This is a genomic window from Streptomyces sp. NPDC021020 (assembly GCF_044333285.1).
In the GTDB taxonomy this organism is placed as follows: domain Bacteria; phylum Actinomycetota; class Actinomycetes; order Streptomycetales; family Streptomycetaceae; genus Actinacidiphila.
The window spans coordinates 69,484-84,337 of the sequence record NZ_JBIRQQ010000002.1; the positions used below are offsets into that span (position 1 = coordinate 69,484).

The 14,854-nt window shown below is 74.7% G+C and carries 13 protein-coding genes; 5 read left to right on the forward strand and 8 right to left on the reverse strand.

Annotated elements, in window-relative coordinates:
* The first annotated feature begins 72 nt into the window (after positions 1 to 72).
* A complete protein-coding gene (locus ACH4SL_RS04720) occupies positions 73 to 930 on the forward strand; it encodes a DsbA family protein (protein ID WP_398441962.1) in 858 nt (285 codons plus the stop codon).
* Positions 931 to 1,016: 86 nt separating this feature from the next.
* Here ACH4SL_RS04720 and ACH4SL_RS04725 read toward each other — a convergent pair whose 3' ends face one another.
* The 5 genes from ACH4SL_RS04725 to ACH4SL_RS04745 all read right to left on the reverse strand — a co-directional run bounded on the left by ACH4SL_RS04725 (position 1,017) and on the right by ACH4SL_RS04745 (position 7,395).
* Positions 1,017 to 3,146: a 3-hydroxyacyl-CoA dehydrogenase NAD-binding domain-containing protein gene (locus ACH4SL_RS04725; RefSeq protein WP_398441963.1), complete on the reverse strand. Its 2,130-nt coding sequence runs from the start codon at positions 3,144 to 3,146 to the stop codon at positions 1,017 to 1,019.
* A complete protein-coding gene (locus ACH4SL_RS04730) occupies positions 3,143 to 4,363 on the reverse strand; it encodes a thiolase family protein (RefSeq protein ID WP_398441964.1) in 1,221 nt (406 codons plus the stop codon). The genes ACH4SL_RS04725 and ACH4SL_RS04730 overlap by 4 nt, the downstream gene beginning before the upstream one ends.
* 109 nt (positions 4,364 to 4,472) lie before the next feature.
* Complete coding sequence (locus ACH4SL_RS04735; protein ID WP_398441965.1) at positions 4,473 to 5,723, reverse strand: HRDC domain-containing protein; 1,251 nt, start codon at positions 5,721 to 5,723, stop codon at positions 4,473 to 4,475.
* A gap of 139 nt (positions 5,724 to 5,862) precedes the next feature.
* Positions 5,863 to 6,531, reverse strand: coding sequence for a response regulator transcription factor (locus ACH4SL_RS04740; protein WP_031512873.1), 669 nt, complete (start codon positions 6,529 to 6,531; stop codon positions 5,863 to 5,865).
* A 225-nt stretch (positions 6,532 to 6,756) separates the two neighbouring features.
* Positions 6,757 to 7,395 (reverse strand): DUF3000 domain-containing protein, encoded by a 639-nt coding sequence (locus tag ACH4SL_RS04745; RefSeq protein WP_398441966.1) that lies wholly within the window; start codon positions 7,393 to 7,395, stop codon positions 6,757 to 6,759.
* Positions 7,396 to 7,493: 98 nt separating this feature from the next.
* Here ACH4SL_RS04745 and hemE point away from each other — a divergent pair, with 98 nt between their 5' ends.
* Complete coding sequence (hemE, locus tag ACH4SL_RS04750; RefSeq protein WP_398441967.1) at positions 7,494 to 8,552, forward strand: uroporphyrinogen decarboxylase; 1,059 nt, start codon at positions 7,494 to 7,496, stop codon at positions 8,550 to 8,552.
* A 19-nt stretch (positions 8,553 to 8,571) separates the two neighbouring features.
* On the opposite strand, the gene ACH4SL_RS04755 is transcribed toward hemE, so the two are convergent.
* Positions 8,572 to 9,834: a DUF4349 domain-containing protein gene (locus ACH4SL_RS04755; RefSeq protein WP_398441968.1), complete on the reverse strand. Its 1,263-nt coding sequence runs from the start codon at positions 9,832 to 9,834 to the stop codon at positions 8,572 to 8,574.
* Between the two features lie 135 nt (positions 9,835 to 9,969).
* On the opposite strand from ACH4SL_RS04755, the gene hemG reads away from it, so the two are divergent.
* Positions 9,970 to 11,457: a protoporphyrinogen oxidase gene (gene hemG, locus ACH4SL_RS04760; protein ID WP_398441969.1), complete on the forward strand. Its 1,488-nt coding sequence runs from the start codon at positions 9,970 to 9,972 to the stop codon at positions 11,455 to 11,457.
* Between the two features lie 4 nt (positions 11,458 to 11,461).
* Positions 11,462 to 12,223, forward strand: a complete 762-nt coding sequence (gene hemQ, locus ACH4SL_RS04765) for a hydrogen peroxide-dependent heme synthase (protein WP_398441970.1) — start codon at positions 11,462 to 11,464, stop codon at positions 12,221 to 12,223.
* 53 nt (positions 12,224 to 12,276) lie between these two features.
* On the opposite strand, the gene ACH4SL_RS04770 is transcribed toward hemQ, so the two are convergent.
* Entirely contained in the window at positions 12,277 to 12,678 is a 402-nt protein-coding gene (locus ACH4SL_RS04770) for a winged helix-turn-helix transcriptional regulator (RefSeq protein WP_398441971.1), read from the reverse strand.
* Positions 12,679 to 12,833: 155 nt separating this feature from the next.
* Here ACH4SL_RS04770 and ACH4SL_RS04775 point away from each other — a divergent pair, with 155 nt between their 5' ends.
* Positions 12,834 to 13,769, forward strand: coding sequence for an NADP-dependent oxidoreductase (locus ACH4SL_RS04775; RefSeq protein WP_398442671.1), 936 nt, complete (start codon positions 12,834 to 12,836; stop codon positions 13,767 to 13,769).
* A gap of 372 nt (positions 13,770 to 14,141) precedes the next feature.
* Here ACH4SL_RS04775 and ACH4SL_RS04780 read toward each other — a convergent pair whose 3' ends face one another.
* A complete protein-coding gene (locus ACH4SL_RS04780) occupies positions 14,142 to 14,849 on the reverse strand; it encodes a peptidyl-tRNA hydrolase (protein WP_398441972.1) in 708 nt (235 codons plus the stop codon).
* Positions 14,850 to 14,854 lie beyond the last annotated feature (5 nt).

Here is a 14,854-nt window from a genome sequence, read left to right on the forward strand (position 1 = left end):
CCGTTTCCCGGGGGCACGGGGCCGATGGTAGAAATGCGCGAAGGCAGTGCGGATGATCGAGGTGGCGTAGCAATGACGGAGTCCAAGGGGCCCGGCACCAAGGGCGGTTCGGCAGCCCCGAACAAGAAGCGCAAGGGCCCCGTCGCCCGGCTGCGGCCGTACGCGGTGGGTGTCACGGCCATGGCCGTGGTCTTCGGCGTCTCCGCGCTGATCGGTGCCCATGTCCGCGCCGGCAAGGACGACAAGGTCACGCCGCCCGGCGGCGTGGTGGCCGCGGCGACGAAACCCACCGCCCCGCCGCCCGCGCCGGACGCGACCGCGACGCCCACCCCCTCGGCCACGCCCGCAGGGCCCAAGCTGGGCATCCCGGTACGGCCGACCGTCCCGGTCACCGTCACCGTCTACGAGGACCTCCGCAGCCCCGCCTCGAAGGCCTTCCAGGACCAGTACGGCGCCACCATCCAGCAGCTGCTGGCCTCCGGCCAGGTGCAGTTCCAGTACCACCTGGTGACGGCCTCCGACAAGGAGTACGGCGGCAAGGGCTCCCAGGTGGCGGCCAACGCCGCGGCCTGCGCGCAGGACCAGGGCCGCTTCGTCGCCTTCGTCGACGAGCTGTGGAAGGTCCAGCCCGCCGACCCCAAGGACGACGCGCTGGCCAGCGAGAAGCTGATGGAGAAGCTCGCCCACAAGGCCCACAAGATCAAGGCCGGCACCTTCGAGCCGTGCGTGGAGCAGCGTGACCACGAGGGCTGGGTCATCAAGTCCCAGCAGGACTTCGCGGCCTCCGGCCTCGGTGCGGCGCCCGCCCTGGAGATCAACGGCGAGCCCGTCAAGGACGCCAAGACCCTGACGCCGGCGACGCTGCGCTCGCAGATCGACGCCGAGATCAAGCGTGTCGTGGCGCTCGACTCCACCCCGGCCGCCGGCTGACCGCACGACGCACCTCCGGCGCCCCGGAACGACGCAAAGGGGCCGGGCCACCACGGTGGCCCGGCCCCTTTGCGCGTACCTGGCGGTCAGACCGCCGGCACGCTCGCCACGCCCGGCGCCAGGAACGGCTTGCCGTTCACCCGCTGCGAGACGCCCTCGCGGTCCAGGTACGGCGTGATACCGCCCAGGTGGAAGGGCCAGCCCGCGCCCGTGATGAGGCACAGGTCGACGTCCTGGGCCTCGGCGACGACGCCCTCGGCCAGCATCAGCCCGATCTCCTGGGCCACCGCGTCCAGCACCCGCTCGCGCACCTGCGCCTCGGTCAGCACCCGGTCGCCCTGCTCCAGCAGCGCGGCGACCTCCGGGTCCAGCTCGGGGCGGCCGGAGTCGTAGACGTAGAAACCGCGCTTGCCGGCCTTGACGACCGCCGCCAGGTTCGGCGAGACGGTGAAGCGGTCCGGGAAGGCGGCGTGCAGCGTCTCCGAGACGTGCAGGCCGATCGCCGGGCCGACCAGCTCCAGCAGCACCAGCGGCGACATCGGCAGGCCCAGCGGCTCCACGGCCTTCTCGGCCACCGCGACCGGGGTGCCCTCGTCGATGACGTTCTGGATCTCGCCCATGAAGCGGGTCAGGATGCGGTTCACCACGAAGGCGGGCGCGTCCTTGACCAGCACCGCGGTCTTCTTGAGCTTCCTGGCCACCGCGAAGGCGGTCGCGAGCGACGCGTCGTCGGTGGTCTCGCCGCGGACGATCTCCAGCAGCGGCAGGATCGCGACCGGGTTGAAGAAGTGGAAGCCCACGACCCGCTCGGGGTGCTCCAGCTTCGCGGCCATCTCCGACACCGACAGCGAGGAGGTGTTGGTCGCCAGGATCGCGTCCGGCCGCACCACCGCCTCCAGCTCGGCGAAGACCTGTTGCTTGACGCCCATCTCCTCGAAGACCGCCTCGATGACGAAGTCGGCGTCCCCGAAGGCCGCGGCCTTGTCCAGGTGGCCGGTCACGAGCGCCTTGTAGCGGTTGGCGGCGTCCTGCTTCAGCCGCCCCTTGGCGAGCAGCTTGTCGATCTCGGCGTGCACGTAGGCCACGCCCTTGTCGATACGGGCCTGGTCGATGTCGGTCAGCACGACCGGCACCTCCAGGCGCCGCACGAACAGCAGCGCCAGCTGCGAGGCCATCAGGCCCGCGCCCACGACGCCGACCTTCGTCACCGGGCGGGCCAGCGCCTTGTCGGGCGCGCCGGCCGGGCGCTTGCCGCGCTTCTGCACCAGGTTGAAGGCGTAGATGCCGCTGCGCAGCTCGCCGCCCATGATGAGGTCGGCGAGCGCGCGGTCCTCGGCCTCGAAGCCCTGCCGCAGGTCGCCGCCGCGGGCCGCCGAGACGATCTCCAGCGCGCGGTAGGCCGCGGGGGCGGCGCCGTGCACCTTGCCGTCGGCGATCGCCCGGCCGCGGGCCACCGCGGTGTCCCAGGCCTCGCCGCGGTCCACCTCGGGGCGGTCGACCTCGATCTCGCCGCGCAGGACGGACGCGGTCCACGCGAGCGACTGCTCCAGGAAGTCCGCGGCCTCGAACAGCGCGTCGGCGATGCCCAGCTCGAACACCTGGGTGCCCTTGAGCTGGCGGTTCTGGTTGAGCGAGTTCTCGATGATCACGGTGACCGCGCGGTCGGCGCCGATCAGGTTCGGCAGCAGCGTGCAGCCGCCCCAGCCGGGCACCAGGCCGAGGAAGACCTCGGGCAGCGAGAAGGCGGGCACCGACGCGGACACCGTGCGGTAGGTGCAGTGCAGGCCCACCTCGACGCCGCCGCCCATGGCCGCGCCGTTGTAGTACGCGAAGGTGGGCACCGCGAGCGACGACAGCCGCTTGAAGACGTCGTGGCCGCCGCGGCCGATGGCCAGCGCGTCCTCGTGCCGCCCCAGCAGCTCGACGCCCTTGAGGTCGGCGCCCACGGCGAAGATGAACGGCTTGCCGGTGATGCCGACACCGGTGATCGCGCCCTCGGCGGCCTCCTTCTCGACCTGGTCGATCGCCGCGTCCAGGTGGGCGAGCGACTGCGGGCCGAAGGTGGTGGGCTTGGTGTGGTCCAGGCCGTTGTCGAGGGTGATCAGCGCGAAGCGCCCGGCGCCGGGCAGCTCCAGGTGCCGTACGTGCGCGGACGTGACGACCTCGCCGGGGAAGAGTTCGGCCGCGCCCTTGAGGAGTTCGGTGGTGGTGCTCACTTGGCGCTCCCGTTGAAGTTGGGGTTCTCCCACACGACCGTGCCGCCCATGCCGAAGCCGACGCACATGGTGGTGATGCCGTAGCGCACCTCGGGGTGCTCCTCGAACTCCCGGGCCAGCTGGGTCATCAGCCGCACCCCGGAGGAGGCCAGCGGGTGGCCGAAGGCGATGGCGCCGCCGTACGGGTTGACGCGCGGGTCGTCGTCGGCGATGCCGTAGTGGTCCAGCAGCGACAGGACCTGCACGGCGTAGGCCTCGTTGACCTCGATGAGGCCGATGTCGTCGATCGTCAGGCCCGCGCGGGACAGCGCCTTCTCGGTGGCCGGGATCGGGCCGATGCCCATGACCTCCGGCTCGACGCCCGCGAAGGCGTAGGACACCAGGCGCATCTTCACCGGCAGCGCCAGCTCGCGGGCGACGTCCTCGGCGGCCAGCAGCGAGGCGGTGGCGCCGTCGTTGAGGCCCGAGGAGTTGCCGGCGGTGACCCGGCCGTGCGGGCGGAAGGGGGTCTTGAGGTTCGCCAGGCCCTCCAGCGTGGTGCCCGGGCGCATCGGCTCGTCGGCGGTGGCCAGGCCCCAGCCGGTCTCGCCGCCCTCGGGCGTGGTGCGGCGGATCGCGACCGGGACCAGGTCCGGCTGGATCTTCCCGTCCGCGTAGGCCTTGGCGGCCTTCTCCTGGCTGCGCACCGCGTACTCGTCCGCGCGCGCCTTGGTCAGCGCGGGGAAGCGGTCGTGCAGGTTCTCCGCCGTCATGCCCATGAACAGCGCGGACTCGTCGACCAGCTTCTCCGACACGAAGCGCGGGTTCGGGTCGACGCCCTCGCCCATCGGGTGCCGCCCCATGTGCTCGACACCGCCCGCGACCACCACGTCGTAGGCGCCGAAGGCGATCCCGCCGGCCGTCGTCGTCACGGCCGTCATCGCGCCCGCGCACATGCGGTCGATCGAGAAGCCGGGCACCGTCGTCGGCAGGCCCGCCAGGATGCCCGCGGTGCGGCCCAGGGTCAGCCCCTGGTCGCCGATCTGCGTGGTCGCGGCGACCGCGACCTCGTCGATACGGGCCGGGTCCAGGCCGGGGTTGCGCCGCAGCAGCTCCCGGATGCACTTGATGACCAGGTCGTCGGCCCTGGTCTCGTGGTAGATGCCCTTCGGGCCCGCCTTGCCGAACGGGGTACGGACGCCGTCGACGAAGACGACGTCCCTCGCGGTACGCGGCACGACTAGCTCCCTCATATGTGTGTTCACTCGCCTCCCGGAACATGCTACTCGCGGGTAACCGAACGGGACAGTGTGACCCCGCGAAGCGGCGCAGGTCACACCGGAAGGGTTATCGGTCGGCGGTGGGGCGGGCGGTGAGGGCCTTCGTGATGAGCGGAGTGGTCAGCTGGACCTGCCAGGGGCGGGCGCCCAGGTCGGCCAGCGCGGCGGCCACCGCCTCGGGGGTGAGGTCGGCCGGCGGGGCCCAGCAGACCCGGCGGACGGTGTCCGGGGTGACCAGGTTCTCCTGCGGCAGGTGCAGCTCGTCGGCCATGGCCGTCACCGCGGCGCGGGCCGCCGACAGCCGGGCTGCCGCGGCCGGGTCCTTGTCCGCCCACGCGCGGGGCGGCGGCGGGCCGGTGTAGGCGGCGGTGGGCTGCGGCAGCTCGCGCTCCGGCAGGCCGCGGGCGCGGTCCACCGCGGCCTGCCACTGGTCGAGCTGGCGGCGGCCCATGCGGTGCCCGAAGCCGGGCAGGGCGGCCAGCGCGTGCACGTTCGGCGGATTCTCCAGCGCGGCGGTGACGATCGCGGCGTCGCTCAGCACCCGGCCGGGGGAGATGTCGCGGTCGCGGGCCGCCCGGTCGCGGGCCAGCCACAGCTCGCGCACGATGCCGATCTGCCGCCGCCGGCGCACCTTGTGCATCCCCGACGTGCGCCGCCACGGATCCACCCGGGGAGGCGGCGGCGGGGCCGCGGCGATGGCCGCGAACTCCTGCAGCGCCCACTCCAGCTTGCCCTGCTCGCGCAGCTCCTGCTCCAGCGCGTCCCGCAGGTCCACCAGCAGCTCGACGTCCAGCGCCGCGTACCGCAGCCAGGGCTCGGGCAGCGGCCGGGTCGACCAGTCGACCGCGGAGTGGCCCTTCTCCAGGGCGTAGCCGAGCACCTGCTCCACCATCGCGCCCAGCCCGACCCGCGGGAAGCCGGCCAGCCGGCCGGCCAGCTCGGTGTCGAAGAGCGAGGAGGGGTGCATGCCCAGCTCCGCGAGGCACGGGAGGTCCTGGGTGGCGGCGTGCAGCACCCACTCCGTGCCGCTCAGCGCGGCGTCCAGGGCGGACAGGTCGGGGCATCCCACGGGGTCGATCAGCGCGGTCCCTGCTCCGGCGCGGCGCAGCTGGACCAGGTAGGCCCGCTGCCCGTAGCGGTAGCCGGAGGCACGCTCGGCGTCGACGGCGACCGGACCCGTACCCGCGGCGAAGGCCGCGACGACCTCTGCGAGGGCCTCCGGGTCTGCGGTCACCGGCGGGATTCCCTCGCGCGGGTCCAGCAGCGGGACCGGCGCCGCCGCGGTGTCAGCGGATGCGGTGTCTTGGGCGTCGGTCACCTGTCAAGGGTAGCCTTGCGCCGCGCCCGCCGGTGGGGCTTGCCCTGTTCGTCCGGTTACGCCGGACTCCCCGGGCGGTACGGCGCGGGTGCGCCGGCCAGGGGGCGGAACGTTACGCCCCCTGCGGCGGCACGTCGGGTCAGTGGATGATGCCGGTGCGCAGCGCGACGGCGACCATCCCCGCGCGGTCGCCCGTCCCGAGCTTGCGCGCGATCCGCGCGAGGTGGCTCTTGACGGTCAGCGCGGACAGGCCCATCGAGACGCCGATGGCCTTGTTCGACTGGCCCTCGGCGACGAGCCTGAGCACCTCCACCTCCCGCCCGGACAGCTCGCGGTAGCCGTTGCCGGGGTGGCCCCCCGCGCCCGGCGGGCGGCGCTGCATACGGGCGGCGGTCGCGCCGAGCGGGGCGAGCCCGGGGCGGCCGGCGAGGGAGCCGGGGGTGTTGCGGGTGCCGGTCACCACATAGCCCTTCACGCCGCCCGCGAGGGCGTTGCGCACCGCGCCGATGTCGTCGGCGGCGGAGAGGGCGAGGCCGTTGGGCCAGCCCGCCGCGCGGGTCTCGGCGAGCAGGGTGAGCCCGGAGCCGTCGGGCAGGTGGACGTCGGCGACGCAGATGTCGCGGGGGTTACCGACCCGGGGGCGGGCCTCGGCGATCGACGAGGCCTCGATCACGTCGCGAACCCCGAGCGCCCACAGGTGTCGGGTGACGGTGGAGCGTACGCGGGGGTCGGCCACGACGACCATGGCCGTCGGCTTGCTGGGGCGGTAGGCGACCAGGCTCGTGGGCTGCTCGAGAAGAACGGACACCGGGCCTCCTGTGGCAAAGGGGGACTGAAAGGGTCACAGTTTCCTTCGGCAGCAAGTGCCCCGGCCTTTAGGGAAAGATCACGATTTGTTGCACATTATTTCCGGCAAATCGGACGGCCGATCGAACGCCAGAGCTGCCCGCCCCGCACGCCCCGCCCGACACCCCCTCAGGAGCGGCCCGTACGGGCCGCGTACGGGCTCGGGAGGGGCGCGCGCCCCGGTCCCTCAGGTGCGGCGCTTGGGGAGCGGTACGACGCCCGCCGTGCCGCGTACGGGCGCGTCCTCGGCCGGCGGCAGGCCCGCGCACGCGCACAGCAGGTCGCACCACGCGGCCAGGTGCGCGGTGACGTCGATCAGCCCGCCGGGCCGCTCCTGCGGCGTCCACGAGGCGCGCAGCTCGATCCTGGTCTCGTCGGGGCGGTCGCCCAGGCCGCCGAAGAAGTGCGACGACGCGCGCGAGACCGTACCGCTCGGCTCGCCGTGGCCGGCGCCGTGCGCGGCGAGCGCGCCCGTCAGCCAGGACCAGCTGACCTCCGGCAGCAGCGGGTCGCCCGCCATCTCCGGCTCCAGTTCCGCCCGCGCGAGGGTGACCATCCGGAAGGTGCCGGACCAGGCCTCGTGGCCCTGCGGCTCGTGCAGCAGCACCACCCGCCCGTCGGCCAGCTCCTCCCCGTCCGCGTCCGCGAGCACCGTCGCCTCCAGCGCGTAGGCGTACGAGGCGAGCCGGCGCGGCGCGGTCACCTCCTCGATCCGCACCTGCGACCGCACCCGCGCGCCCCGCAACGCGTCCACCGCATGCCGAAAAGGAAAGGGGACCCCGCTGTCCTCGCCGACCTCGCCGACCTGTCCATGCACCGCTGCCATGCCCGGAAGACTAGGGCGCGCCCGGCGTCCGCGTGCGCAACAACACCCGAGGCCCCGTAAGAGGCCCCGTAACCGGTCTCTCCGCGCGCCGTGGGAGGATGCGCGGTGTGAGCACGCATCAGCAGACCGCTGCATCCCCGTTCATCCGCGCCTGCCGGAACGAGCCGGTACCGCACACCCCGGTGTGGTTCATGCGCCAGGCGGGCAGGTCGCTGCCCGAGTACCACAAGGTGCGCGAGGGCGTCCCGATGCTGGAGTCGTGCATGCGGCCCGACCTGATCGCGGAGATCACCCTCCAGCCGGTCCGGCGGCACAAGGTGGACGCGGCGATCTACTTCAGCGACATCATGGTGCCGCTCAAGGCGATCGGCCTGGACCTGGACATCAAGCCGGGCGTGGGGCCCGTCGTCGCCGACCCCTTCCGCAGCCGGCAGGACCTGGCGCGGCTGCGCGACCTCGAACCCTCCGACGTCGGCTACGTCACCGAGGCCGTCGGCATGCTCACCGCAGAGCTGGGGGAGACCCCGCTGATCGGCTTCACCGGCGCCCCCTTCACGCTGGCCAGCTACCTCGTCGAGGGCGGCCCGTCGCGCAACCACGAGCGCACCAAGGCGCTCATGTACGGCGACCCGCAGCTGTGGCACGACCTGCTCGACCGGCTCGCCGACATCACCGCGACCTTCCTGAAGGTGCAGGTCGAGGCGGGCGCGAGCGCCGTCCAGCTCTTCGACTCCTGGGCCGGCGCGGTGTCCCCGGCCGACTACCGCAGCCATGTGCTGCCCGCGTCCGCGAAGGTCCTCAAGGCCGTCGAGGGCTACGGGGTGCCGCGCATCCACTACGGCGTCGGCACCGGCGAGCTGCTGGGCCTGCTGGGCGAGGCGGGGGCCGACGTCGTCGGCGTCGACTGGCGGGTGCCGCTGGACGAGGCCGCGCGCCGCGTCGGCCCCGGCAAGGCGCTGCAAGGAAACCTGGACCCCGCGGTGCTCTTCGCGCCGACCGAGGCCGTCGAGCAGAAGGCCCGCGAGGTGCTGGACGCCGCCGCGGCCGCGGGCACCGGCCACATCTTCAACCTCGGCCACGGCGTCATCCCCAGCACCGACCCGGACGCCCTCAGCCGCCTGGTGGAGTTCGTGCACCGCACCACGCAGACGGCCTGAGGCACCCGGCCCCCGCCGGTCACCCGGCGGGCGGCTCCTCCTTCCCCGGCCCGTTCCTCGGACTGCTCCCCGGCCCCTGCGGCGGCACCGGCGGCGCGGCCGGCGCGGGCGGTACGGGAGGCGCCGCGGACGCGGCGCCGCGGCGCGCCACCGGCGCCCCGGGCGCCTGCCACGGGTCGCCGAGGTCCGCCCCCTGCTGCGGGTGCCGCGGCAGGGCGCCGGGCCCGCGCAGCGTCGGCGCGTCCGGGTCCGGCTCGCGCCGGGGCCACCACCGGCGGCGCACCTCGCGGTAGGCCAGCCACAGCGCCGCCACGGCGGCCAGGAAGGGCAGGGCCACCGCCAGCACGACCAGGACGATCCGCAGGGCCACGTAGAAGGCGTTCCAGCCGTCGCGCAGCGCGTGGCCGACCGCGGTCCAGAAGCCGTCGTGGTGGACCTTCGGCGCCTTCTTGTGCACGGGCTTCGCCGGCGGCTCGCTCAGGCTGAGCGTGATGGTGGCGAGGTTGGTCTGGTCCCGCAGCGACGCCTCCTGGGCCTCCAGCGACTCCAGCGCCGCCTCGCGGGTGCTCAGCTCGCTCTCCAGCGCGACCACGTCGTCCAGGCCCGTCGCCTGGTCCATGAGGGCGCGCACCCGCGCCACGCTGGCCTGCTGCGACTTCACCCGGCTCTGCACGTCCACCACCTGGCCGGTGACGTCCTGCACGCTCACCTTGCGGGAGAGCAGGCTGCCGAGCCCGGAGAGCCGTTCGAGCAGGGTGTCGTAGCCCGCGGGCGGCACCCGCAGCTGGACGGTGGAGGTGACGCGGCCGTCCGTACCCGTCGCGGTGTCCTCGTCGCCGGAGTAGCCGCCGGCGTCGGCCGCGAAGGACTTCGCCTGCCGCAGCGCGTCGCTGACGTGCGGGGTGCGGACGCTCATGTTCGCCGTACGGATCAGGTACGACGCGGACGGGCGCGGCGTTTTGCCCGCGTCGGAGCCGGACGAGCCGGCGGACGGCGTGGCCTTCCCGGCCGGGCCCTCGTCCTGGACGGCGCCGGTGCTGCCGCTGCTGCTCCCCGAGCCCGGCGCGGCCGCCGCCGGGCCCGCCGCGCTGTCGCGCTTGCCGGAGCTGCTGGAGCTGTCGGAGCGGTCGGACGACGCGCTGCACCCGGCGACGGCGAGCGCCCCCGCCAGCAGCAGCGCGGCGACCGCGGCCGCCCGGCGGCGGCCCCGGTGCGCCCGGCGGGCGCCGGGCGGATACGCGCCCGGTACACCGGGCGCGGCCTGTCTCACACTGACTCTCATCGTGAAATCCCCCCAGAGACACGGTTGTCGAGCGGAAGTGCAGGTTTGACGGGAGTGTCGCGCACCTCGTTCCGCGACTTCTGTACCGGCGCCATCACGGTCCGAACTCGATCCGGCGTCTGAGACAGTGGACGCATGAGCGACGCGCACTCCGGTCCGGCCGCGGCGGCATCCCGCGGACCCGCAAGCGACTCCGGGGAGGAGCGGCCCCCGGCCCATGTGGTGGTCGTCGGCGGCGGCATCTCCGGGCTCGCCGCGGCCCATCGGCTGGCCGGCGCGGGAGTGCGGGTCACGGTGCTGGAGGCCGCCGCGCGGCTCGGCGGCAAGCTGCACGCCGACGAGATCGCCGGGGTCCCGGTCGACCTGGGAGCCGAGTCGATACTCGCCCGCCGCCCGGAGGCGGTGGCCCTGGCCCGCGCGGTCGGGCTCGGCGACGACCTGGAGCCGCCCGCCGTGCTGGGCGCCACGGTGTGGACCCGCGGGCGGCTGCGGCCGATGCCGAAGGGCCATGTGATGGGCGTGCCCGGCGACCTCGGACCGCTCGCCGCCTCCGGCGTGATCTCGCCCGCGGGCCTGGCCCGCATCCCGTTCGACCACGTCCTGCCGCGCACCGCGGTCGACGGGGACGTGGCCGTCGGCGCGTACGTGGCCGCCCGGCTCGGCCGGGAGGTCGTCGACCGGCTCGTCGAGCCGCTGCTCGGCGGCGTCTACGCGGGCAACGCGTACGAGATCTCGCTGCGGGCCGCGGTGCCGCAGCTCTGGGCCGCCGCCACCGGGGGGCGCTCGCTCATCGAGGCGGCCCGCGGGATCCAGCGCAGGGCCGCCGCGTCCACCGCGGCCGGCCCGGTCTTCAACGGGCTGCGCGGCGGTGTCGGGCGGCTGCCGCTCGCGGTCGCCGACGCCTGCCGGGCGCTGGGCGTCGCCGTCGAGACCGGCGCGCGGGTGCGCGAGCTGCACCGCACGGGGCCGAACGGCTGGCGGGTCCGGCTCGCCGACCGCGCGATCGACGCCGACGCCGTGCTGCTCGCGGTGCCCGCGCCCGCCGCCGCGCGGCTGCTGGAGGGCGAGTCGCCGGCCGCCGCGGCGGAGCTGTCCGGTGTGGACTACGCGAGCATGGCGCTGGTCACGATGGCCTTCCGGCGCGCCGACCTGGCGGCGCTGCCGCAGTCCAGCGGCTTCCTGGTGCCGCCGGTCGACGGCCGGACGATCAAGGCCTCGACCTTCTCCAGCCGCAAGTGGGGCTGGCTGGACGAGGCGGGCGGCGACACGGTGGTGCTGCGCACCTCCGTCGGGCGCTTCGGCGACGAGGGCGACCTCGCGTGGGACGACACCGACCTGGTGCGGCTGTCCCGCGAGGACCTGGAGCAGGCGGTCGGGCTGCGGGCCGCGCCCGTCGCCGCCCGGGTCACCCGGTGGCAGGGCGGTCTGCCGCAGTATCCGGTGGGCCACCTCGACCGGGTCGCCCGGATCCGCGAGCACGTCGGCAAGCTGCCCGGCCTGGAGGTGTGCGGCGCGCTCTACGACGGCGTCGGCATCCCCGCCTGCGTCGGCAGCGGGCAGCGGGCCGCGGACGGGCTGCTGGCCACCCTGGTGCCCGGCGGGACGGGCGGCGCGGGAGAATAGCCGCATGACCGACTCCACTCCTGCCGACGCCCCCGTCCCCGCCGCCGATCCCGCTGCCGCGCACGCCAAGGCCCCCCACGCGGGCAAGAAGGCCAAGGACCTCAACGAGGTCATCCGCTACACCCTGTGGTCGGTCTTCCGGCTCCGCGCCCCGCTCCCGGAAGACCGCTCCGGCTACGCGGAGGAGGTCGACGAGCTGTTCGCGCAGCTCGCCGGCAAGGACGTCACGATCCGCGGCACGTACGACCTGTCCGGGCTGCGGGCGGACGCCGACCTGATGATCTGGTGGCACTCCGAGACGTCCGAGGCGCTCCAGGAGGCCTACAACCTCTTCCGCCGCACCCGGCTGGGCCGCGCGCTGGAGCCGGTGTGGTCGAACATGGCGCTGCACCGCCCCGCGGAGTTCAACAAGTCGCACATCCCGGCCTTCCTCGCCGACGAGCACGCGCGCGACTACGTGAGCGTCTACCCGTTCGTCCGCTCGTACGACTGGTACCTGCTGCCCGACGAGGACCGCCGCCGGATGCTCGCCGACCACGGCAAGATGGCCCGCGGCTACCCCGACGTGCGCGCCAACACCGTCGCGTCCTTCTCGCTCGGCGACTACGAGTGGATCCTCGCCTTCGAGGCCGACGAGCTGCACCGGATCGTCGACCTCATGCGGCACCTGCGCGCCTCCGAGGCGCGCAGGCACGTCCGCGAGGAGGTGCCTTTCTACACCGGGCGCCGCCGCGAGATCGCCGACCTGGTCGCCGGCCTCGCCTGAGCGCCGCCCCCTCCGGGCCCGGCCTCCTCTCGGGGGCCGGGCCCGGCCGTGCGTCAGGCGTGCTCCCCGTCGTACGCCTCGCGGGCCGTCAGCACGGCCGGCATGTTCCGCTCCGACCAGTCCTTGACGGCCGCCAGCACGGGCAGCAGGTCGCGGCCGACAGCGGTCAGCTCGTAGTCCACCCGGACCGGCACGGCCGGTGTCACCGTGCGCGTCAGCAGGCCGTCGCGCTCCAGCGCGCGCAGGGTCTGGGTGAGCATCTTCTGGCTCACGCCCGCGATGTGCCGGGCCAGTTCGGCGTAGCGCAGCGGTCCTTCGGCGAGCGCGGTGACGACCAGCGTCGTCCACTTGTCGCCCAGCCGCTCCAGCAACTGCCGTGACGGGCAGGCCGCCAGGAACGCGTCGTACGCGATCCGTGCCTCCGCCCGGCGCTCGGCCGCGGTCCTCGTCGGCATGACGGTCCCCTCCGGTGGGTTACGCACTTCCAGGTGCCTGCTTACCGGAAGAGAGTAGCGCTGCCTAGGGTCGTTCCGCGGGGTGCGGACGCCCCCGCGGAAGGCGTCAACCGGCAGGCAGGAGTGCGGAGATGGGCAACACCGGCAGCGGGGTCATGCGGGCGGTCGTCGTCCGGGAGTTCGGCGGGCCCGAGGCGCTGGAGGTCGTCGAGCAGCCGGTGCCGGAGCCGGGGCCGGGCCAGGTGCGCATCGCGGTGGAGGCCGCGGGCGTCAACCCCGTCGACCTCGCGGTGCGCGCCGGGGGAATCGTCGCCGTCGGCTTCACCGCGCCGCGTGCGCAGTACGGGGTCGGGTGGGACGTCGCGGGCCGGGTCGACGCGGTGGGCGCCGGGGCCGGTTTCGCGGTGGGCGACCGCGTCATCGGCTGCGTCGACCGGCTGGACCTGGCGACCGGCGGCTACGCCGAGCACGTCGTCCTCGACACCGCCGCAGTGGGCCGCGCCCCGCGCGAGGCGACCGCCGCCGAGGCCGCGACGATCCCGCTCAACGCCCTCACCGCCGACCAGGGCCTCGACCTGCTGGACCTCCCCGCGGGCAGCACCCTGCTGGTCACCGGCGCGGCGGGCGGCGTCGGCGGCTTCGCGGTGGAACTCGCCGTGCTGCGCGGCCTGCGGGTCGCGGCGCTCGCCGGAGCGGACGACGAGAAGCTGGTGCGGGAGCTGGGCGCCGAGCACTTCGTCCCCCGCTCCGTCGCCAACGTCGGCGACGCGGTGCGGGCGTGGGCGCCCGGCGGGGTCGACGGTGTCCTCGACGCGGCCGAGCTGCGCGAGGCCGCGCTCGAAGCGCTGCGGGGCGGTGGGGCGTTCGTGGCCGTCGGGCACGGGTCCGACCCCGTGCCGCGGCGCGGCACCCGCGTCGCCAACGTCTGGATCCGCGCGGACGGGCGCCGCCTCACCGAACTCTCCGCCCTCGCGGACGCGGGCCTCGTCTCCCTGCGCGTGGCCGCCACCTACCCGCTGGCCGCGGCGGCGACCGCCCACACCCGCCTCGCCGCGGGCGGCGTACGGGGGCGGCTCGTCCTCCTGCCGTGAGCCCCACGGGGTGCGATATCCCTCGTCGCGGGACCTTCTGCCGGTGGGGGGTCGAGCGCGCAGTTCCCCGCGTCCCTTTCCCCGCGGGGTGCCGCGTTCCCTTGTCACGGGATCTTCCGCGGGTGGGTGGCTGGTCGCGCAGTTCCCCGCGCCCCTGAAAACCCTCACCCTGCGCGGCGAGGGCACCCCCAGGGGCGCGTGGGGGCACCTCCCAGGCGGAGCCTGGGGGAGAACGGAGCGCTCAGCCCCCGCCGGGGGAGACGCGACATGCCTCCGCACGTGGCAATCACCCAGGGGCGCGGGGAACTGCGCGACAAGCCACGACGGCGGGAAGGTCGCGGGCGTCACCGCAAGGGGCTGTTCGGGGCGCCGTCAGGCGTGGGGGGTGCGCAAGGCCGGGTGGTCCGCGACGACAGTCGCTGAGCCCGGGGCGATCTCCGTGAAGCCCGCGTCGCGCACGAGGGGGAGGGGGGAGGCGGCGAGGGTGGGCCAGGTCGCGGGGGGTGCGGTGCGGACCGCGAGGGGGAAGCCCGCGGACCGCCAGCCGGCCCGCTCGGAAGCGCTCAGCTCCCACCAGGCGAGCTGCGCCCCGTGCCCGGCCTGGGCCATGGCCTTGCCCGCGGACATCGTGACCTCGGGGTTGAGCCACAGCACCGGCTCGTCCGCGGCGGGCGGCGGCGGGGGCGCGGGGTCGTCGAGTTCGGTGCCGGAGACCTGGAGCTTGGCGAGGTCCTTGGGCCAGCCGTCGAGCGGCACCGGCGGGTATACCCGCACCTCGGCGGCGCGGCCGGTCACCGTGATGCCGGGCAGCGTCTCCGCGCGCCGCCACTCCGCGCCCCGCGCGCGCCGGACGACCTTGCGGATCCGGGCGTCCTGCCAGTCGCGGACGGCCTGCGCCCACTCCCCGTCCTCGGCCGTCGCGCGCTCGTCGGACAGCAAGGTCAGGACGGCGCGGGCGGCGGTCTCCAGGGCGTCGGTGCGCTCCGGCGGGGCGTCCCGCTCGATCCGTACGACGAGCGGCAGGACGTACTGCGGCGCCGCGTCCCGCTCGGCGGCGCTGTGCTGGAAGGGGCTGGTCACGGGCC

Coding starts and splice junctions, on each gene's coding strand:
- ACH4SL_RS04775 (WP_398442671.1), top strand. CDS start 12,834: ATGCGGGCGGTCGTCGTCCGGGAGTTCGGCGGGCCCGAGGCGCTGGAG.
- hemG (WP_398441969.1), top strand. CDS start 9,970: ATGAGCGACGCGCACTCCGGTCCGGCCGCGGCGGCATCCCGCGGACCC.
- ACH4SL_RS04745 (WP_398441966.1), bottom strand. CDS start 7,395: ATGGCAGCGGTGCATGGACAGGTCGGCGAGGTCGGCGAGGACAGCGGG.
- hemQ (WP_398441970.1), top strand. CDS start 11,462: ATGACCGACTCCACTCCTGCCGACGCCCCCGTCCCCGCCGCCGATCCC.
- ACH4SL_RS04720 (WP_398441962.1), top strand. CDS start 73: ATGACGGAGTCCAAGGGGCCCGGCACCAAGGGCGGTTCGGCAGCCCCG.
- ACH4SL_RS04755 (WP_398441968.1), bottom strand. CDS start 9,834: ATGAGAGTCAGTGTGAGACAGGCCGCGCCCGGTGTACCGGGCGCGTAT.
- ACH4SL_RS04770 (WP_398441971.1), bottom strand. CDS start 12,678: ATGCCGACGAGGACCGCGGCCGAGCGCCGGGCGGAGGCACGGATCGCG.
- hemE (WP_398441967.1), top strand. CDS start 7,494: ATGCGCGGTGTGAGCACGCATCAGCAGACCGCTGCATCCCCGTTCATC.